Origin of the sequence: Desulfosporosinus sp. FKA (genome assembly GCF_002196785.1) — a bacterium.
Taxonomy (GTDB): Bacteria; Bacillota; Desulfitobacteriia; order Desulfitobacteriales; family Desulfitobacteriaceae; genus Desulfosporosinus; species Desulfosporosinus acididurans.
The window spans coordinates 56423-76036 of sequence record NZ_NAHZ01000014.1 but is presented as its reverse complement, the minus strand read 5'-3'; the positions used below and the strand labels follow the sequence as shown (position 1 = coordinate 76036).

General features: G+C 40.8%; 23 protein-coding genes. 3 read left to right on the top strand and 20 right to left on the bottom strand.

Annotation, left to right across the window (positions count from 1 at the left end):
* Nucleotide 1: 1 nt before the first annotated feature.
* Nucleotides 2-481 carry an adenylate cyclase gene (locus tag B5771_RS03345; RefSeq protein ID WP_172408136.1) on the bottom strand — a complete coding sequence of 160 codons (480 nt, stop codon included), beginning with the start codon at nt 479-481 and terminating at the stop codon, nt 2-4.
* A gap of 335 nt (nt 482-816) precedes the next feature.
* Between B5771_RS03345 and pheA the strand changes: the two genes are divergently transcribed.
* A complete protein-coding gene (gene pheA, locus B5771_RS03340; protein ID WP_088186261.1) occupies nt 817-1680 on the top strand; it encodes a prephenate dehydratase in 864 nt (287 codons plus the stop codon).
* Nucleotides 1681-1782: 102 nt separating this feature from the next.
* On the opposite strand, the gene thrC is transcribed toward pheA, so the two are convergent.
* Nucleotides 1783-3258, bottom strand: coding sequence for a threonine synthase (gene thrC, locus B5771_RS03335; RefSeq protein ID WP_088186260.1), 1476 nt, complete (start codon nt 3256-3258; stop codon nt 1783-1785).
* Nucleotides 3259-3480: 222 nt separating this feature from the next.
* On the opposite strand from thrC, the gene B5771_RS03330 reads away from it, so the two are divergent.
* Nucleotides 3481-4869: a nucleoside kinase gene (locus B5771_RS03330; RefSeq protein WP_088186259.1), complete on the top strand. Its 1389-nt coding sequence runs from the start codon at nt 3481-3483 to the stop codon at nt 4867-4869.
* Nucleotides 4870-5017: 148 nt separating this feature from the next.
* Here the strand turns inward: B5771_RS03330 and B5771_RS03325 are convergent, their stop codons facing one another.
* From B5771_RS03325 to nth, 5 genes are all read right to left on the bottom strand, one after another.
* Nucleotides 5018-5398, bottom strand: coding sequence for a methylglyoxal synthase (locus B5771_RS03325; protein ID WP_088186258.1), 381 nt, complete (start codon nt 5396-5398; stop codon nt 5018-5020).
* A gap of 44 nt (nt 5399-5442) precedes the next feature.
* Entirely contained in the window at nt 5443-5799 is a 357-nt protein-coding gene (locus tag B5771_RS03320; protein WP_088186257.1) for a GIY-YIG nuclease family protein, read from the bottom strand.
* 3 nt (nt 5800-5802) lie between these two features.
* On the bottom strand, nt 5803-6621 hold the full coding sequence (locus B5771_RS03315; protein WP_088186256.1) for a menaquinone biosynthesis protein: 819 nt from the start codon (nt 6619-6621) through the stop codon (nt 5803-5805).
* A gap of 44 nt (nt 6622-6665) precedes the next feature.
* The gene (locus tag B5771_RS03310; protein ID WP_088186255.1) at nt 6666-7466 is read right to left on the bottom strand and encodes a fumarylacetoacetate hydrolase family protein; all 801 of its coding nucleotides are present in this window, start codon (nt 7464-7466) and stop codon (nt 6666-6668) included.
* Between the two features lie 140 nt (nt 7467-7606).
* Nucleotides 7607-8254, bottom strand: a complete 648-nt coding sequence (gene nth / locus B5771_RS03305) for an endonuclease III (RefSeq protein WP_088186290.1) — start codon at nt 8252-8254, stop codon at nt 7607-7609.
* A 240-nt stretch (nt 8255-8494) separates the two neighbouring features.
* Between nth and B5771_RS03300 the strand changes: the two genes are divergently transcribed.
* Nucleotides 8495-9247, top strand: coding sequence for a TSUP family transporter (locus B5771_RS03300; RefSeq protein WP_047808279.1), 753 nt, complete (start codon nt 8495-8497; stop codon nt 9245-9247).
* 155 nt (nt 9248-9402) lie between these two features.
* Here B5771_RS03300 and B5771_RS03295 read toward each other — a convergent pair whose 3' ends face one another.
* From B5771_RS03295 to B5771_RS03245, 13 genes are all read right to left on the bottom strand, one after another.
* Nucleotides 9403-10518, bottom strand: a complete 1116-nt coding sequence (locus B5771_RS03295) for a VanW family protein (RefSeq protein ID WP_088186254.1) — start codon at nt 10516-10518, stop codon at nt 9403-9405.
* 14 nt (nt 10519-10532) lie between these two features.
* Nucleotides 10533-11321, bottom strand: coding sequence for a PRC-barrel domain-containing protein (locus tag B5771_RS03290; RefSeq protein ID WP_088186253.1), 789 nt, complete (start codon nt 11319-11321; stop codon nt 10533-10535).
* 19 nt (nt 11322-11340) lie between these two features.
* On the bottom strand, nt 11341-12384 hold the full coding sequence (locus B5771_RS24100) for a hypothetical protein (RefSeq protein WP_172408135.1): 1044 nt from the start codon (nt 12382-12384) through the stop codon (nt 11341-11343).
* 448 nt (nt 12385-12832) lie between these two features.
* A complete protein-coding gene (locus B5771_RS24095) occupies nt 12833-12979 on the bottom strand; it encodes a hypothetical protein (RefSeq protein WP_172408134.1) in 147 nt (48 codons plus the stop codon).
* 180 nt (nt 12980-13159) lie between these two features.
* Nucleotides 13160-13774, bottom strand: a complete 615-nt coding sequence (locus B5771_RS03280) for a YigZ family protein (protein ID WP_088186252.1) — start codon at nt 13772-13774, stop codon at nt 13160-13162.
* A gap of 2 nt (nt 13775-13776) precedes the next feature.
* On the bottom strand, nt 13777-14166 hold the full coding sequence (locus B5771_RS03275; protein ID WP_047808284.1) for a thioesterase family protein: 390 nt from the start codon (nt 14164-14166) through the stop codon (nt 13777-13779).
* Nucleotides 14167-14266: 100 nt separating this feature from the next.
* Nucleotides 14267-14392 (bottom strand): hypothetical protein, encoded by a 126-nt coding sequence (locus B5771_RS25010; RefSeq protein ID WP_282432753.1) that lies wholly within the window; start codon nt 14390-14392, stop codon nt 14267-14269.
* 20 nt (nt 14393-14412) lie between these two features.
* On the bottom strand, nt 14413-14844 hold the full coding sequence (locus tag B5771_RS03270) for a CBS domain-containing protein (RefSeq protein WP_088186251.1): 432 nt from the start codon (nt 14842-14844) through the stop codon (nt 14413-14415).
* A 207-nt stretch (nt 14845-15051) separates the two neighbouring features.
* Nucleotides 15052-15774 (bottom strand): bifunctional demethylmenaquinone methyltransferase/2-methoxy-6-polyprenyl-1,4-benzoquinol methylase UbiE, encoded by a 723-nt coding sequence (ubiE, locus tag B5771_RS03265; RefSeq protein ID WP_088186250.1) that lies wholly within the window; start codon nt 15772-15774, stop codon nt 15052-15054.
* Nucleotides 15775-16082: 308 nt separating this feature from the next.
* Nucleotides 16083-16676: a TetR/AcrR family transcriptional regulator gene (locus B5771_RS03260; protein WP_088186249.1), complete on the bottom strand. Its 594-nt coding sequence runs from the start codon at nt 16674-16676 to the stop codon at nt 16083-16085.
* 94 nt (nt 16677-16770) lie between these two features.
* Nucleotides 16771-17049 carry a FeoC-like transcriptional regulator gene (locus B5771_RS03255; protein WP_047808288.1) on the bottom strand — a complete coding sequence of 93 codons (279 nt, stop codon included), beginning with the start codon at nt 17047-17049 and terminating at the stop codon, nt 16771-16773.
* Nucleotides 17050-17078: 29 nt separating this feature from the next.
* Nucleotides 17079-19169, bottom strand: coding sequence for a ferrous iron transport protein B (gene feoB, locus B5771_RS03250; protein ID WP_088186248.1), 2091 nt, complete (start codon nt 19167-19169; stop codon nt 17079-17081).
* A 57-nt stretch (nt 19170-19226) separates the two neighbouring features.
* A complete protein-coding gene (locus tag B5771_RS03245) occupies nt 19227-19493 on the bottom strand; it encodes a FeoA family protein (protein ID WP_047808290.1) in 267 nt (88 codons plus the stop codon).
* Nucleotides 19494-19614 lie beyond the last annotated feature (121 nt).

Here is a 19614-nt window from a genome sequence, read left to right as displayed (position 1 = left end):
ATTAGGTAATCGGCCACGTCATATATGGCTTTCTAGCTAAGTTTACGTTAAAGTATTTTGAATCATTGGTGATTTCCCGTTCCCAGTTAACCCACTTTGGAAACGTTAAGGGATAACCCACCTCAGGTATTTCGACGTCAACCGTTATTAAGCCCTGATTTTCCATTTGATATACATCAACTTCCCAGATCAGGCTTCCATAAGGCAGCCTATACCTGATTTTTTCGATTGGAGGGGCAAGAGATATCCTCTTTAGAGCATCCCGCTCTTCTTGAGTTGAAGATGGATTGGATGTTTCAATCTCCTGACGGCTGCCATCAGACCGTAATTCTTTAACGGTTATCGTAATAGAATTCTCAAGAAAACGGTAGCGTATTGACGGCAGTTCTGATAAATATCCTTGAATTATGTATTGACCTCCGTGCAATTCCGGTAAGTTCTCTTGCATTACCAAAAATTTCCGTTCAATTTCCAATGCCAACGTTACATCTCTCCATATTCAGCATTTTCTTATAGTCAGCACTCATTAACAGGATAAAAGTGAAGCAGGCAGCGTACGTTCCACTGCCTGCTTCTTCACCTTGTCCACTGATCCCCTAGAAGGTTCCCCAACCTTCTGATTCAATTTTACTAAATTCTTTCTCTCTGCGCAAGTATCTTATTAAACAAAGTGACTATTAAAATACTTTTATTGTACGACTTGCTGGCATGGTTTATCTGTATTATGATAAGAGATAATGAGGATATTCTCGAAGTCTGTTTCATCTTTTAGAAAGAGGGGACAGATGATTTTTTATAGAGGAAGGAGACAACATCATGTCTACGATGGGTTATCTGGGCCCAAAAGGAAGTTTTTCTGAAGAGGCAATCCATCTTTTTCTAACAGACCATTCTGAATTTAGCCTATCCCCACCGCAGTTGATCCCCTTTCCCACCATTCCGCGCCTGCTTCTTGCTTGTGAAGAAAAGAAGATTGACTGGGCTTTTATTCCTTTAGAAAATTCAACAGAAGGACAAGTTGGCGTAACCATGGATATCCTTGGCCAAACAGAACATCTCTTTATCAGCTATGAATTTGTCCAACCCATTGACCAATGCCTCCTAACTCACGAGCCGATGCCTTTGCAGCAAATTGAACGCATTTACTCTCACGAACAGGCACTTGGCCAATGTCGAGATTTCTTGGAAACGCATCTTCCTCAGATTGAACAAATTACTTGTCTTAGCACGGCAGAAGCTGCACAAAGAATCTCTTCAATTCGAGAAAATTGGGCTGCTATCGGTCCGCGGCGAGCTGCCAGCCTCTATAACCTCCACATTCTCGCGGAACGTATTCAAGACGTCGTTCTTAATCCTACCAGATTCGTCCTCGTAGGCCATCGTCTGGCAGATATGTCTGATGGAAACGACAAAACTTCATTGCTCATCGTTGCCAATAATACTCCGGGATCCTTATATTCGATCCTAGGCGAATTTTCCAAACGCCTTATTAACCTTACTAGAATTGAGTCTCGTCCCTCTAAACGAAAACTTGGGGAGTATGTCTTCTTCATTGATGTGGATGGCTATGTTTTTGCTCCCCCCATCCAAGAAGTTCTCTGGGCCCTACGGGAAGAAAATATCTCCGTTAAATTGCTGGGTTCCTACCCCAAAGCTCTTCCTGATGAAACTATTTTTTAGGAGTCTTAAGCAGCAAAGAGCCTTTTAGTATGCTAATGATACTAAAAGGCTCTTTTTATATCTTCACAGTCATCCTTCTTAAACTTAGTTCCCGGAAAAAATTTACTTGATAAATAATCCTTGTAACATTTCTTCAATCTTCTCCGGTTGACAGGAATCAACGATCTTTGCTTTCTTTTTATCTAAACCCTGTAATCCTTGAGGAATTTCCCAGTTTGTTAATTGACTCAAACCTTTCAGGGCCTGCCATTCATCTCTCTGCTTCCCTTGAGTTCCCTCTAAGGCAATTAAAACATTAGATGCAAATTTAAATGGACTGGCCGTTGATGCGATGACAGTGAAGGTCGTGTCATGACTCGAAGCACAATAGTCTTCATAGACTTTCATACCCACAGCAGTATGAGGATCAAAAACATATTGATATGCTTTAAAACTATGGGAAATCGTGGCTAAGGTTTCATCTTCATCTGCCCAGCCGGCAAACACAATCTCCTGGCAATTTTTGAGAGTTTGGGAATCAACCTTAAAGGATCCCAGGTTTTTCTGATCATACCAGCTGTTAATGAGGTCAGCGTTTCGTCCGTTCATCTCATACAAGAAACGTTCAAAATTACTGGAAATTAAAATATCCATAGATGGAGAAATTGTTTGATAAAATTGACGTTGGCTTTGGTATTCGCCCGTTGCAAAAAAATTAGTTAAAACGTTGTTTTTATTGGATGCACAAATAATTTTGGCAATAGGTACACCCATGCGCCGAGCATAGTATGCTGCCAAGAGGTTTCCAAAATTCCCGGTTGGCACAACTACATTGATTACTCCGCCGGGAACGACCTTTTGCTGTTCAACCGCCTGTAAATAGGCCCAAAAATAATAAACAATCTGCGGCAAGAGCCTCCCCCAGTTAATGGAGTTAGCCGAAGAGAACACTAACTTGTTTTCCCACAGCTTGGCTTTCAAAGCTTCCGAGGCGAACATTTGTTTAACCGCGGTCTGGCATTGATCGAAATTACCTTTGACAGCAATAACATGGGTATTAGATCCTTCAGTAGTGGTCATCTGCCGCTCCTGCACAGGACTTACTCCTCCTTGAGGATAAAATACGGCGATATGCATACCTTCACGGTTTTTAAAACCCTCCAAGGCAGCTTTTCCTGTGTCTCCCGACGTTGCAACTAATATTAAAACTTCCGCATCAAGGCCTATATGTTTTAGACTAACGTTCAATAAGTCAGGTAATACTTGTAAAGCCATATCCTTGAAAGCCGAAGTTGGACCATGCCAAAGTTCAAGCACTCCAAAATTGCCCACTGAAGCGAGAGGCGCTGGATTTTGCCCGTCAAAGGTTCCATCATTGTAAACATTCACAATTTTATCAAGAGTTTCTTCAGGAAAATCCGGTAAATAATCCGCCATAACTCGTTTGGCCACTTCACGATAGGACAACCCTTGAAGTTCTTGCCATTTTAAGGCGGGAAACGTCGATGGGACAAATAGACCTCCTTTGGGTACCATACCTAATGCTATTGCTTGGGAAGCACTTTGCCCCGATAAATTACCCCGAGTGCTTTCATACATTTCATTTCCCTCCTTGACTTTAATTTTATTTTTTATGTACCATCTTATTCGCAGTATATTCGCGGTAAGTGGCCAAATTCCTTCTAAATTGACAAACCTAGCTGAGTTACTATTATTAAAGGCAATTCTCTGCTTATTTCTTAAAGGAAAGTTGAGATATTATGTGGAATATTATGTGGAATATCATAATGACAACTTCATCACTTGAAAGGCGGTGCCAGAATGTCTGATTACTCAATTCGCAGATATCGTCAGAGTTTGATCCTTGGCCTAATCGGAGCTGCAAAAAAGCTCTTTCCGGATGAACAGCTTAAAATCTCTCACTCTATCCTTGATGGAGTCTATTGTGAACTTGAAGATTCTTTAATGTCATCAAGGGAAGTCATGAAACTTGAGGAAACTTTAAAAAGCTGGGTATTAGCGGATCAGCCCATCTCTTTTGAGTCAAATCGAGATAACTCATACCATTGCCGCTTGGACAATCTAGAATTTAAAACACTTTATCCTCCTCTTAATCGTTCAGGTTCCTTAAAGTACTTCCAATTGATTCATTTCCCTCCGGGTTTTATTTTACTCTTTCCCAATGCTAACCATCCAGAAACCCTAGCTCCCTTTGTGCCCCCGGAAAAACTATCGTCAACCTTTTCAGAAAGTCAGCGCTGGCTGGAAAATTTACATCTCACTAAAGTAGACGATGTCAACTCGATCATATCTGCGGATGGTTCAAATGACCTTATATGCTTAGCAGAAGCCCTACACGAAAAGAAGATATCTTCTATCGCCGACCGAATTTATGAACATCGGCGTAATGTCCGTATCATTCTCATATCAGGTCCTTCTTCTTCCGGAAAAACAACCTTTGCTCAACGATTGTCAACACAGCTGCGTGTCAGCGGCTTACGGCCAATCGCTCTCTCTTTAGATAATTACTTTCTTTCGCGGGAAGAAACTCCGCGTGACGCTAATGGGCAATATGATTTCGAATCGTTAAGAGCTCTAGATTTACCTCTCCTTGCAGCCCATATTAATGCTCTGATTCACGGCGAACATGTCGAAACCCCCATCTTTGATTTTGTCAGCGGTCATAGGTCTCCGGTTGGCAAGCCCTTACACCTTAGCCCTGACGAAATCCTCGTTATCGAAGGAATTCACGCTCTCAATCCAAGTTTAATACCCTCGCTGGACAGAAACCAAATGTTTAAGATCTATGTCAGTGCCTTATTCCAGTTAAATATTGATGACTATACCAGAGTCCCAACAACAGAAGTCAGACTTATTCGCCGTATCGTTCGCGACAATCAGTTTCGCGGTATTAATCCTGAGCGAACACTGGCACAATGGGAGAGTGTTCGACGCGGGGAAAACCATAATATTTTCCCCTATCAGGAGGAGGCAGATGTTATGTTTAACTCGAGCCTTCTCTATGAATTGAATGCCCTTCGACCCTATGCTGAACAGCTTCTGCAGTTGATAGCTCCCAATTCCCCTCACTATCAAACAGCAGCTCATCTCTTAACCTTGCTTTCGTTTTTTAGTCCCCTGGATGTTACTTCAATTCCTTTTATCTCGATTCTCCGAGAATTTTTAGGTGGAAGTATATATAACGTTTAACCCCTATTCTAAAATAAAGGTCGACGCTCAATTAAATCATAAATAAGCACTTAGACATCCTGGCAAGAAAACTCCGCACACATTCTGGCGGAGTTTCTTAATGACACAATCCTAATTCGTTTCTTCAAAGCGTTTGACTTGATTTAACCTACAGCTCTTCTAAGCAAAGTTTTACATAAGCCATTAAAATTTCCGCACTTTTTCGATTCGTCGCCAAGGGAACATTGTGTACATCACATACTCTTAACAAAGCCGCAATGTCCGGTTCGTGAGCTTGAGCCGTCAAAGGATCACGCAAGAAAATAATCATATCCAGATTTTGGGTCGCAACGAGACTGCCAATCTGCTGATCTCCTCCGATCGGACCTGACAACAGCGCTTGCACAGGCAAACCTACATGCTGTTGAATTAATTTACCCGTTGTTCCGGTGCCTGTTAATTGACATTGAGCTAAAAGATCCTTATACGTTTTAGTAAATTCTATCATTTCTGCTTTCTTTTCATCATGGGCGATTAAGGCAATTCTCAAAATATCCACCTCATTCTTGGCAAATAGGTTTTAACCCTTATACTTTAATCAGCGTGATGTTCAGCTTTACCTGAACGTAGTTCTTTTGTCGCGACTGAAATGCAGAAGGTCAACTGTCGTCTTTCAGCAACACGGCAAATTTTCCAAGGTTCTTTTATTAGACGAAGTTTTTCCGCTCGATTACACCGTTTAATAGCATACTCCAAACGCAGAGCATTCCCCCAAGAGTTGACCTCCCAAGCCTGAACCAAGGATACAGGGCCATGAGACGCAGTGTATTTTGCTCCTTGCCTTCCGGAACCCTCCCCGTTATGTTCACGCACTCTTCGTTCGAGATCCGTAGTTGCACCAGTATAGATTGTATCATCTCCACATCGAGCAAGATACACCCAATACCTCATACCTTATTCCTCCGGCCAACGCTCAATCATTGGACGGCTAGGCAGTAATTTTTCCTCATAACAGAGATCTAAATATTTTTGCAGCCCGGACAATAATGCAGGGCCTAAATCATAATGAAACTGCGTAAAGTAATCCTTCCAAAAATCACTGGATCCGCCGAGCATCACCTGGCAAGACTGAACGATATCCTCCATTCGATTCAAAGCTTTAGATTTTGCCTCCAACAGCAGATGATAAACATTCTTAATTTCTTCAGCCTGCTGAGTCAACAACTTTTTCGGAAAGGCCCAGACAGCATAAGTCATAGAATGACCTGTTTGTTTTAACCATTCAGCTCCCAAGTCGTAAATCAAACAATCCGGCTTCGCTTGTGCTGCCCGAATAGCAGAATCGGCTATCAAGAGAGCCGCGTCTGCCTGCAGGAACATATCGCTTAAATTTGAAGGCAAGGTTACATACTTGGGAAAGGCTCCATAAAAGCGATGGAGTAGGATCTTCGTCAGATTAACCGAGGTTGCTGACATATCTGTTAGCGCAACGGTCAGGCCATCTAAATTCTCTAAAGGTACTTTAGAAAACAAAAGAATTGACCCAACTCGTCCCTTCGTGGAAACCGAAAGGTTAGGCAGAATAAAATAATCTTGCCAATGCTCGCCATAGGAAAATGCACTGATTGGCGCCATATCTATCTGACCCTCAGCCAACATAGCATTATGCCCAGTAGGTTCTGCTGTAACCGAGGTCAGAAGTGGATGTTCTTTAGGCAAAAAATGAAACATCGGCAACATGTTTGTATTTGGGTTATGCCCAATTCGGATCATGTCATCACCCCCATATAGGTTCTACCTTAGCAAGTTAAACGTTCTTAGGAAACTCGTTCAGCAATTATTCTATTGTGTAATTCACCGATCGCCGGAATTTTAACGACAACCTCATCCCCAGGCTGCATCGGGCCAACACCTTCTGGGGTGCCAGTAAGTACAACATCACCTGGGAACAGGGTCATAACTTGGGATATAAAACTTACAAGCTTAGGTACAGAGGCCATAAAATACTTTGTATTTGAAGATTGCTTGATTTCTCCATTCAGGGAAAGTTGAATTTCCAGATTGCTTGGGTCAACATCCGTCACAACCCAGGGACCAAGCGGGCAAAACGTATCAAAGGATTTTCCGCGAGTCCATTGACCATCCTTTTGCTGTAAATCCCTTGCCGTTACATCGTTGGCGCAAGTATAGCCCAAGATGGCGTCAAAGGCTTCCTCCTCAGTTACTCCTTTAATGGTTTTCCCAATTACTATAGCAAGCTCGGCTTCAAAATCGACTCTTTGACTAATTTTGGGATAAATAATATTGTCTTCGGGACCTATGACACTGGTTTGAGGTTTCAAAAAAATAACGGGATCGTTAGGTGCCGAAGAATCCTTTTCTTTAAGATGTAATGATTGCTTTATTTCTTCGACATGTAATGAATAATTTAAGCCGACACATACTACTTTACTAGGTTCAACCGGCGCTAAGATACGAACTTCTTTAAGTTCCGCCCATTGATTAGTCAATTGTCTTTGAGAATCCAGAAATGTTCGATCAAGTAATTGAATTCTTGTGCCTTCTAGAACTCCAAATTTAATATCGTTCTTCTGATCCAAAAAGCGTATAAATTTCATAGTTCCAACCCTTTCGATTCTCAGATAGATTTACTTTTATCTAACTAATAGGAAGTTTCCCTTCAAAACACCATCTATGTGTTTAGAAATATATTCTAACATGAAAGACCTTTAAAAAGAAGATTAAAGAATATTGTCGTTTAGAGTTCAGTACTCTTGAACATTTTACAAACCGATGGGAGAGGACACTCCGGGCAATTTGGTTTTCGAGCAAAACAGATGCGTCTGCCTAAGAAAATAAATAAATGATGAAGATCCGACCAACGTTCGCGCGGAAATACATTCATTAATTCTTTTTCCACTTTTTCTGGGGTATTGCCTTCCGCTAAACCTAACCGATGAGCTACTCTAAACACATGAGTATCTACCGCTAAGGCCGGAACTCCATAGGCATTACTTGCAACAACATTTGCCGTTTTACGTCCTACACCAGGGAGCTTTCTCAATAAATCAATAGTATCGGGAACTACTCCTGAGTATTTTTCGACCAATAGTTGTGAAGCAGCAAGAATGCTTTTGGCCTTGTTATGATATAAACCCAAAGACCGAATTTCACGTTCAAGATTATTTAAACCTAAAGCAAGAATGCTTTCAGGGGTATTGGCGCTTTGGAATAGCGCTGCCGTAACTTGATTCACCCTCTCATCTGTACATTGAGCCGATAAAATCGTTGCGATCAGCAGTTCATAAGGTGTATGAAATTCAAGCTCGCAGTGAGCATCAGGGAACGTTTTTTGCAAGGCAGTAAAAATAAACTCTAAATCAGAAGCTTCCATTATCTTATCCATTATCTTATCCATTATCTTATCCATTATTTTTCCCTTTCTTACCTCCACCCGACGTCATGAATCAATTCCATAATCCGCAGAGTTAACTTCCATATTAGCTTTACAACACTTCGCTTACTCCCATCAGTAGGCCTACAATGTGCCAGGCTACTTGCCAAAGGATAAAATATGATGACGAATAGTCTCTCTAGCGGTATACTAAAGAAGCCTTCGGCAAATTGGTTAAAGAGAGGTATTTATATGTGGCTTAATCTTCTAATTATCAGCGCTCTGGGTTTTTTTGCTGCAGCAGTTGATGCAATTGCTGGGGGCGGAGGACTCATTAGCCTTCCCGCATTATTAGTAATTGGAGTCCCTCCTCATCTTGCCCTTGGAACTAATAAATTTGCTGCCTGCACTGCTTCCCTAAACAGTTCCATAACCTTCGCACGTTCAGGAAAAGTACATTTTCCTTTAGTTAAATGGCAGATTCCTTTTACCTTTATCGGTGCTTTACTGGGAGTTTGGGCCGTTCTCAGCGTCAGCTCTCAATTTCTTAATAAAGCTGTTTTAGTCTTAGTCCTGATTGTCGGTATTTATACGATACTACATAAAAACTTAGGCATGGAGAACAAATTTCAACAATTGATACCTGCAAAACTTATAGCCGGCTGCTTCTTTGCTTTAGTTTTAGGTTTTTATGATGGTTTCTTCGGGCCAGGAACCGGATCCTTCTTAATCTTCTCCTTCATATCCCTCTTCGGTTTCGATTTTGTTGCCGCATCAGCAAACTCGAAGGTATTGAATTTTGTTAGTAATTTTGCCTCGTTGATACTTTTTGCATGGAATGGAAAAATTCTTTTCCTGTACGGAATTCCAATGGCAATTTCTATGATTCTTGGTTCACTCTTAGGAACAAAACTTGCAATTCGTCGCGGTGCGGCTCTTGTAAAACCCATTTTTATCACAATGTCACTTTTAGTTGCTGTTAAATTAATAGCGCAATATCTCTGAGATAGTGTACTCAAGTCTTAAGATTGGATAAAGATCTGAATTTTCTCAACCATACATTGTCCGCAGGTGAAAATAGATGCTCCCTAGTCAAGGTCTTAACCTTCTAACTAGGGAGCTTTCTATAATCCCTCAATTATCTTGAAGGATTATAGAGACTATTTAAAATCTTCATTGAAGATATTGGGACGAACCGGATAGCCATCCGGTTGTTGAGCAGGGTGATTAGCATCAGCCACTCCAAATAGTCTTATTCTCAACCAATTTTCACCTGTAAGTGCGCTGACGAGAAGATAACCCTTCGTATCATTTTGAAAACGGAAGTCAAGCAAGCCATAGGCAACCGTTGCATCTTGACCCTTAGCAACATAGGATACCGGCAAAGAATGCATGTGCCTTTCCACTACTTTCAGATTTGCCTCGCAAACCGCTTGAAATAAGGTACTGGAGTCTTGACATACGCCTCCTCCGTCGCCCTTTATCTCTTCCTGACCCACAAAAATATATGCTGGTCGATATCCTGCCGCCTCGGTACGTTCCCCAACTACTTTATTATAGGAAAAAACCTTTCCAGGAGCAATTAAGTAATTATTGATGGCATTAGCCGCTAATCTTACATTTTGAGTTCGAGGAGCATCTTGAGGGTTGAAATAGGTAGTATAATCTCCTAAAACATCTTTTATCTTGTCGATTTCGACTGGAGTAGGCTGGACCGAGATTTTTTGAACTACTGCTTCAACTTGTTTGTTTACATGATCATTGGTAATTTTATGAAAAGTCGCATCAATATTTAGAGCTTGACCATTTTGGCCTGAAGTTTTTTCGAAATGCCGATTCAAATAAGAAATTGTTGCAGGAATCATGGGTTTATCAATTTGAGCCCCTATAGCTTTTAATTGAGAAACGATATCATCTCGATCTAATTCGAGAACTGGATTCAATACAGGTTTATGCATTAAACTTTGTAATACATCCAAGTACCATACCCCGGAAACTGGTGGAAATATCTGGTTTAACCAGTTATCAATTTTAGCGTAAGACCGTTCTAATTTTAAAGGAAAACTCTTCCCTTGATAGACAATAACATCGGGAATTTCCTTTTTCAATTCGGAAGCTATTTCAGCTCGATTCAAACCAGAAAAATTCCGGCCCCAAATTATTAAACCTGAAGGTGCGCGATCGTGTGTACTCGCATAAGTTGCAACGCTCCCCAAACTTAAAGTTACACATAATTGAACGAGTAACACAGTCAGAATGAACCCAGCCCTTTTCATTGTTTTTCAGTTCCTTAGTTTTTCTGTAAATGAGATGTGATTTCCATAAGGGTGCTGCGTGAAGTGATAAACGATATCATCTCCGGAGTAATCCGTTCACCCGCTCGCAAAATATTTCCGTTATCCAAAGCAATATCTTTCTCTACCATTTTGCCGATAAAATATTGCAGTTGGCGTTGTTCAAAAAGGTTAAACCCTTTATCCCCTTCTTCAACTTTAGCTGAAGTTACCTCTTGTACAGCTGTAGCGGGAGTTACCTCTTGTACACCTGTAGGTTCAGTAATGCTGTTGACTACAGGATCAACGTTGCTAAGTTGTTGCTTCTCTTTCTCCCCTTCTGCAGAAAATCCTTCAATAATGAGTAACTCTTTTCCTAAAGTTATAACTTTCTCAGCTCCGATCTCATGGACCTGTCCATTAGACTCGAAGATACAAGCAGAAATCCGTCCTGTTTCTTCATCGAGGAGTATTTCCGTTACTTCTCCAATCAACTGTCCTTTTTTGGTTAATACTTTTGTGCCTATAACTCTTGTATCAAGATTTAATAATTTTTGAGCCTCCGTATTTTGAGCAACATCTTGAATAACACCAGGGTTGGGAATTGTCATTGCAAATTCACCTATACCCAGAATATCTTTAAAGGCGATAATTTTCGCTCCCAAAAAATCTGTAGGCTGATCAACAATCACAAAGTCTAATGTTTTTTCTTGGGGATTAAGAACGATATCTTTTACAGCTCCTGCTTGAGTACCATCAGCAATACTAATAATCCTTAATCCAATAATTTCTTTCGTAGGTTTCATTTTAAAAACCAGCCCCCTATTAATATAAATATTTCTCGAGATCTTCTTTCTTTAACCAGACCTCAAATTGAAATTGTAAATCCGAACTAAATTGCGGTCTATATTTCTGGGCGTAACCCATGATCCTAGAAATTGCGTAATAAGATTCCCCAATATTTTTCCAGAGCCAATAGCAATCAAGGATTAAATAAAATGCTATATCTGGCTTAGGTTCTAGACATAACGCTTGAAGAAAATAAACAGCTGCCTGAGCAAAATTCCCTGCAAATTTTTCGTTAAAGCCTAAGTTAAGAAGCTCATCTAAAGTTAATTGATCTAAATGCTCATCTGAATTTGCTTCTTTAGGTATCTCTTCTTCCATAACGGATTTTTCAGATACCTCGGTTTCCATTATCAGCTCTTCGAGGGCCTCGACTTCCTCTACCGGTTCTTCCGGCACCTCGGTTTCCATTATCGGTTCTTCGAGGGCCTCGACTTCCTCTACCGGTTCTTCTGGCACCTCGGTTTCCATTATCGGTTCTTCGAGGGCCTCGACTTCCTCTACCGGTTCTTCTGACACCTCGGTTTCCATTATCGGTTCTTCGAGGGCCTCGACTTCCTCTACCGGTTCTTCTGGCACCTCGGTTTCCATTATCGGTTCTTCGAGGGCCTCGACTTCCTCTACCGGTTCTTCTGGCACCTCGGTTTCCATTATCGGTTCTTCGAGGGCCTCGACTTCCTCTACCGGTTTTCTTTCTTTCAGCACGTTGATCAATTCTATCCTAGAACTCTCTATACTATCGGTACTTTCAAAGGTGATGAATTCAGAAGGCTTTTGAGTTTGTTGAGAACTGCTTTCCTTCCTATTACCTTCTGATTCACTAAAACTTTGATAGTCATTAAAAGGTTCTTTATCATCATGAGGCCCATCGTTATCATTGATTTTAAGTCCTTTTAAACAAATACTTTGGTCTAGTAAATTCATAGGATTAAGATTAATTTGTTCATTTCTGAGGTCTCTATTCTCTGTTTCAGCATAGGCGTCTTTCTGGGAATTCGTATTCTGCTTTCTCACGGTTTTCATAATACTCGGCCAAGCAGCGCCCGCGAATATGAGAATCGTGGTTAAAATCAACCATAGCCCTATTCGTCCAGACTGAAGGGCAAAAGGGAAAACCATAACATCTCCACACAATAAGAAGGCTATTAGAATAGCACTTCTTTTGGTCAATCCCCAAGTATTTGCTCGCAAAGTGATAAAGGCTATAAATGGAACACTTCCCAAAAAAACAATAACTTCATATGCCAGAATACGGGTCCCCCCTCCATCTGTACAATCTTTAATTAGATTCGACAGAAAATTACTTTCTCCTTCTTCTTTCAGCTATAGTTTGCAGGCATTCCAAGATAATAGCGAATTAATGTCATAATTTATGATTTAGAAAGAAAAAAACCCCGCTGCTTTAAGAATGCGGAGTTTTGGATTCATTCATTCTCTTATATTCTACTTTAAATTGCCATAATTACCTGTATCAGGCTTCTTGAGTCCGTGAAACAAAACCGCCATCAATAGGAACTTTACGGATAGATCTTAAAATTTGTACACCAGATGTTACAACTACTGCAGTACAGCTTAAAAGAAAAGAACCGATCATTATTGTTCCTACCCAAGTTAACATATACACACGCTCCTATAAATATATTCAATAGTTCCATGTTTCACTTTAATAATAACAGATTACCTCCAAAAAGGAAAGTGATTGTATTCACTTTCTCAAAGTTTAACTCTTTTAAATATTTCCTAAAATTTAACTTTTTGAAATTATTTTTATATTTTTAAATTTAATATTACTCTTGATCTATTCCCACACAAGTCCTTTATCTTCATATTTAACTTGATTTCTAGTGAAATCAGCTAACCATTTCAAGAATAAATCCGTTTGATTTTCCGGAACAGAAATTATGAAATGAATGAGCTCCAGGAATTCTTCATCGCGGATACGCCAATTCCGTTGCTCAAATTGATACTTCAATGAAGAATACCATTCGTAAGATAGAGATAATTGGTATTGATGAAAAAGGGTCAATTGAACTAATTGACCCCCCTCAAATACCTGTTTGGCAGTGCTGCCGTATGCTCTTGTCAGGCCTCCCGTACCGAGAAGTACTCCCCCAAAATACCTAACAACAACCAGTAAAACGTTCCAGAGGTTCTGATGTTTAAGAATGTCTAATACTGGACGCCCACCAGTACCCTGCGGCTCTCCGTCATCAGACGCTTTCTCTAAATTACCCTCGTGTAAACGATAAGCATAAACATAGTGTCGGGCATTTGGATAGTCTTGGCGAATTCCTTCCATAGCCTGATTAATTTGCTCTAGGGAATGAACAGCGGTTCCGATACCGATGAAACGTGATTTATCAATAGTTTGCTCAGATATTGTCTTTTGGGAAAGTGTATAAAAACCTTCCATTATTATATCCTCTGGTTTCGTTTTTGTGCCTTACTCAAAAAGGGTTCTGCTTCAATGATAAAACGTTCATGTTTGCCAGAACCAATCTGTCCAGCTTCATCACTGGCTTCCACCCTAAAAACTAACCGTCTGCGATCAATTTCAATCAACTCAGCAGTCGCGGTTATTTTACAGCCTATAGGAGTGGCAGCAGAATGGGTAATCATTAAGGACGTCCCTACACTTGATTGCCCTTCAGACAATTCAAAAGCATTCATTGCAGCCTGCTCCATAAGGGCTACCATGGCGGGTGTGGCGAATACTTCCAATCCCCCGCTGCCCATAGTCTTCGCAGTATTTGCTAAGGTTACAGTTGTTTCTGCTTGTCCTCGTGAACCGATATTAATTGTCACTCGTCAAAACATCCTTTCCTCGGCGCTTTACGTTTATTTTATCATAAAATAAAGTAGTGTGTGAAATTGTCACAACACTACTTTAGCAGTGATCTCTTATTTACATTTTAGCTAACCAATAGCCAATGTATCCTACGACTACAATTCCAACCACATGCAAAACCCACCAACCTGTACGAAACGCCCCCCATGTCCCTAAATCCATTCGATCACGCAAATCGGCCATTTACGCTTCATCCTTTCCGTTTAGTTCAAGTTCTGATGGGCGCCTTGAGAAATATCGCTTAGAGCATCCCCTGCTTCATTAACATGAATTCTTTCAATAGCCAAGTCTCCAATAGCTACAATACCTACTAATCTATCTTGATCCACGACTGGAAGTCTTCTAATTTGATATTGAGACATTAAATCGGCTGCCTCATGAACGTCCTGATTGGAGGAAACACTAACAACATTCTTACTCATAACATCTTGTACTACAGCTGTGTTATAATCTTTGCCGACTGCTATTACATTCAAAACGATATCTCGGTCTGTGATCATACCAATTACTTTATTGTTATCACAAATTGGAATTGATCCAACATCATCTTTTTTCATTAACCGTGAAACTTCTGAAATCGTAGTTTTTGGTCCTACCCAATCAACAGTTCTTGTCATAACGTCACAAACCTTCATAGTTATGCCCCTCCTAAAAATTATTATTTGAACGAGATTAGTATGTTCATTCTCATTAAAACCATGCCCGATTATCAAGAATAATCATTACTTATTTTTTACAAAAAATAAAAAGAGCCGCAAAACACAGCTCTGTTAGCTCCCCATATTGTTCAATCAAGGAAGCAGATTTTAACTATCAAATTTTTGAAACTTCCAAAGCACAGTCTACAAGCGTGGTTTTGTTCCAGCTATAATAGCCACCACACCGCCAGCCAAATTGATGTACTTAGTATCTCTCAAACCACATTCGGAGAAAATTCTAGTAAGTTGTTGCTGTGCAGGAAATTCTACTGCTGAGTCATGTAAATATTGATAAGCACTTGCCTTCTTGGCCCAAATTTGCCCCATCAACGGAACTAACTTATCAAAATATAACCAATAAGCTTGCTTAAAACCGGGGCATGTTGGCTTAGCCATATCTAAGGAAACAACCTTCCCGCCAGGCTTAACGACTCGGATCATTTCCTGGATGCCTTTTCTTAGATTTGGTAAATTTCGCAATCCCCATCCTACCGTAACCCCATCGAAAGTACTCTCTGGAAAAGGAAGTTCCATGGCATCTCCCTGAATAAATTGAATTCGCCCTTTTTTTTCAGATTGAGCAAGTGTCTGTTGGGCTACATCAAGCATTTTTTGCGAGAAATCTAAGCCAATCACCTTACCTTCTTTTCCGACCGTTTTACCCAATTCCAAGGAAAATTGTCCAGTCCCGCAACAAACATCAAGAATAGTCATACCTGGTTTGGCGCCGACTTGCTGAACTGCAATCCGCCGCCAACGTTTGTCCATTCCCAAGCTCATTAAGCTATTCATCAAATCATAATGCCCAGCAATCGAATTAAATGTTTCTTGAACATAAGCAGCTTTATCTTTACCTGAAAAATTCATATACTTACTCCCATTCTTAACTTCATACTCTCCATAGTATTAGATATTCCTATAAATAATACGCGATGGAATAGGTGTTGTCTAGCTGTCCAGGTATTAGCAGTGCAATTGGGGAACAAAGTGAACTCATCCAGCTACTGCTGAAGCCCATAACTAATGTGATCGCGGGAACCGCTTCCACTTGAAGAAGTGGCAATCTTACAAGTGGATCCAAGTGGATCAAAATCCGTTTTCGTAAAAAAAAGAAGGATTTGCTTAGGCATTTCCTTCTTGAAACTTCTAATGCATTTTTAACCAAAATATCCGCCTTAATTGCCATCTCGGATTCTGAAAGCCCCGCACATAAGATCGAAGGCAGTATCTTCCAAATCTTCCAGAGCTCTTGGCTTTTTAGAGATAACCCAATCACTGACCATAGCATCGAGAGTCCCAAAAAGCATTTGACGTCCAACCACGATGTCAGGCAACGTAAATTCGCCACTATTAACTCCTTCAGTCAAAACTTGCTCGATGCAATGAAAATATTCGCGCACGGGGCCGGAAATTGCTTCTCTAATCTTTGGATTTGATTGCCTCAACTCAATTTGAGTAAACATAGCTAAGGATCGATTTTCCTGCATATATCGCAAATGGGTCTTAATAATACGTAATAGTCGTTCCTTTGCGGTTTGACATTTTTCAATTTCTTGAAGGACCTCGATTATAAACTTCCCCATTCGTTCTGTAAATAGACTAATAAGAATATCCTCTTTATTCTTAAAATAGAGGTAGATTGTTCCATCGGCAACTCCGGCCAGTTTAGCAATTTTAGATATCTGACTATTGAAAAAACCATATTCTGCAAATGCCTCAGTTGCCGCATCAAGAATGGCTTGATACTTTTCTTCTCGGGGTCTACTCATCAGGAACTAAGCTCCCTTCAATCAGTAGTAAACTCACCAGCCAATAGTTAGATCATACCATATTTCTCAATATTCATAAATACTTCATGGTAACTTAACTACGGCTTAGAGATTTACCCCGTTCAGTAAGTACCCAGAAGGAGTAAGTTTCAGGAGAAGCAAATCCGCATCCTTCGCAATGACTACTGCACTCGTTGGAACTACAGCCCGCACCGCAAGTCTGTCCATAGATTTGCTTGCGAATATAGCCCATATGTTCCATTTGTTCTAGGGCACTTTCAAGTTCTCTCGGCGAAGAATTTAATTCTTGAGCCAGCTGCGTCATTGATAACGATTCTTGACGTGCTAAGACATTTAAAATTCCGGTTAGCATCGAGACCACCTCCAGGGAGAAATAATCAGTTATTGAAAGCCCATCGCTTGACCTCCGTGAAAGATAATCCACCCTATAATGAAACTCAATATCAAATTATAAGCAATTCCAAAAGCTGTCCAGCGCAGACTGCCTGATTCTTTATAGGTAGTCACTACCGAGGCTAAACAGGGAATATAAAGCATATAGACAACTAAAAAAGTATAAGCCCTTAAAGGAGACATAGCCCCTGTCATTGCCTGAGCAATTGATTGTGAGGCATCAGCTGCCACGCCATACAAAATCCCGAGAGTCGATAGGGTCGTTTCTTTGGCTGTAAAGCCAAAAATAATAGCCACCATAATCTTCCAGTCAAACCCCAAAGGCTTTCCGATAAATTCCAGCCATTCTCCCATTTTACCAGCCCAGGTTGAGTTCATTGGCACTCCTTGAGGGAAAGAGCTTAACAGCCAAACTACAATAGAAGCAGCTAAAATAAACGTCCACGCCCTCTTAAGAAAAGTATAAGTTTTATGCCAAGTCGGCCATAGAACATTCCGTAAGGTAGGAAGATGATATAAAGGCAATTCCATAACGAAGGCCGAACGTTCCTTCTGATCTACGACTTTTCTCATAAATAAAGCAGAAATCATAACAAGGAGCATACTTATCAGCAAGAGGCTTAACATAATCATCGCCCCGCGGGTTCCCGGAAAAAACGCCGCAACTACAGCGCTCATAACCCCTAAGCGCGGAACACATGGTATCAAAGGGTTGAGCAGCATCGTAATCAATCGATCCTTAGGATCTTCGAGAGTTCTTGTAGCCATAATTCCAGGTACATTACATCCGAAACTGGACACTAAAGAGAAGAATGACTTACCATGTAATCCCATTAATTGCATGAGACGGTCACCTAAAAAAGCTGCCCTCGCTAAATATCCACTATCTTGCAAAAAGGAAAAGAAAGCAAAAAAGATTGCAATTTGCGGCACAAAAGCCAACACTGCGCCAACTCCCGCAAAGATTCCATCTCTTACCAAGCTTATTAGGAAAGCAGGTGCCTGGATCCATTGTAAGAGGCTCACTAAAAAATCAGCTGCCCAGGCCATGCCCTGAGAAACGGCCTCTCCTAAAGGTGCACTGGCGATGAAAGAAGCCCAGAATACAAGGGCAAGCACTAGGATCATGACGGGGTAACCCCAAATCGGAGAGAGGATCCAGCGATCTAAGGAATCAGTAAGAGAAGGTTTTCTCAGATCTTCTTGAATTAAAAACCGAGGCAAAATTTGAGATATATAGTTATATTTAGCATCAGCAAAAGCCATTTCAAAATGGTCTTTAGTCCACCCTTCTTCCTCGTAAGATTGCAGCAAATCATTCCCCGGGAGCTCAATGATATTCTTGAGTTTATAGTTTAAAGCATCACCCGAATCACAGCATGTTTCGCGTTTCTTATCTTTTGAAGATTCCGGGGCAGAGACTGACTGCCATTCTTGCCCAATCTCAGGATCTCTTTCCAGGCGTTTAAGAGCTAACCATCGTAAGGGATATTGAGAAGCCCAAGAAATATCTCTTAGTAGATTTTCCATGGCCTGAATTTTTTCTTCGAGTTCAGAAGGATAGGGTACTTGGCGAACCAAGGGGTCCTTCTTCAGAAGTCCGACTCTAACAGCCTCAGCTAAAAACTTGTCGATGCCTACACCTTTTGCAGCTACGATCTCAACCACTGATACATTTAAGGCTTTTGTCAACTCAGCAGCATTTAAAATAATTCCTGAAGACTTTGCCAAGTCCATCATATTAAGTCCAATAACTACACGAGGTGCTAACTCAAGAATCTGGAGAACGAGATAGAGATTCCTTTCAATATTGGAAGCATCCACCATCGCCATCACTACATCAGGTTTTTCACGAAGAATGTATTGCCGTGTAACGATCTCTTCTTGAGTATAGGCGGTTAAACTATACGTCCCAGGCAGGTCAACCAATTCAATTTCCAGATTATCTCTGTGAATAGTACCTGCCTTACGTTCAACGGTCTTCCCTGCCCAATTTCCAACCTGTTGATTGGAGCCTGTCAGGGCATTAAAAACTGTACTTTTCCCAACATTGGGATTGCCAACAAGAGCAATTTTCATGGCATAGCCGCCCTCCTTTAAAAAGCATTGATTACTATGTCAAAGCGGCAAAATCCACTAGCGACTAGCTAAGGTATGTTCAATAGCTTTATGCTGCTCCCCAGAGACGACTATTTTAGCACATTCTCCGCGACGCATTGCCAGATAATAGCCCTTAAGGCGTATCTGTAAGGGACCCCCCATTGGAGCACAACGAACAACTTCCAGTTCGACTCCAGGTACAATTCCCATATCCATCATCCGGCGACGTAAAGCACCTCCACCATTGATACGCTCAACACAAGCCCGTTCACCGGGTTTTAATTCCCCAAGACTGCGTTCCATTGTTGATCCCTCCTCCGCAATTGATAATCATTCTCATCAAAAATGCGTCATCTAATTGAGAACATATCTCATTTGTTAATAGCATACTCTTCTTTTACAGCCTTGTCAATATGGATAACTG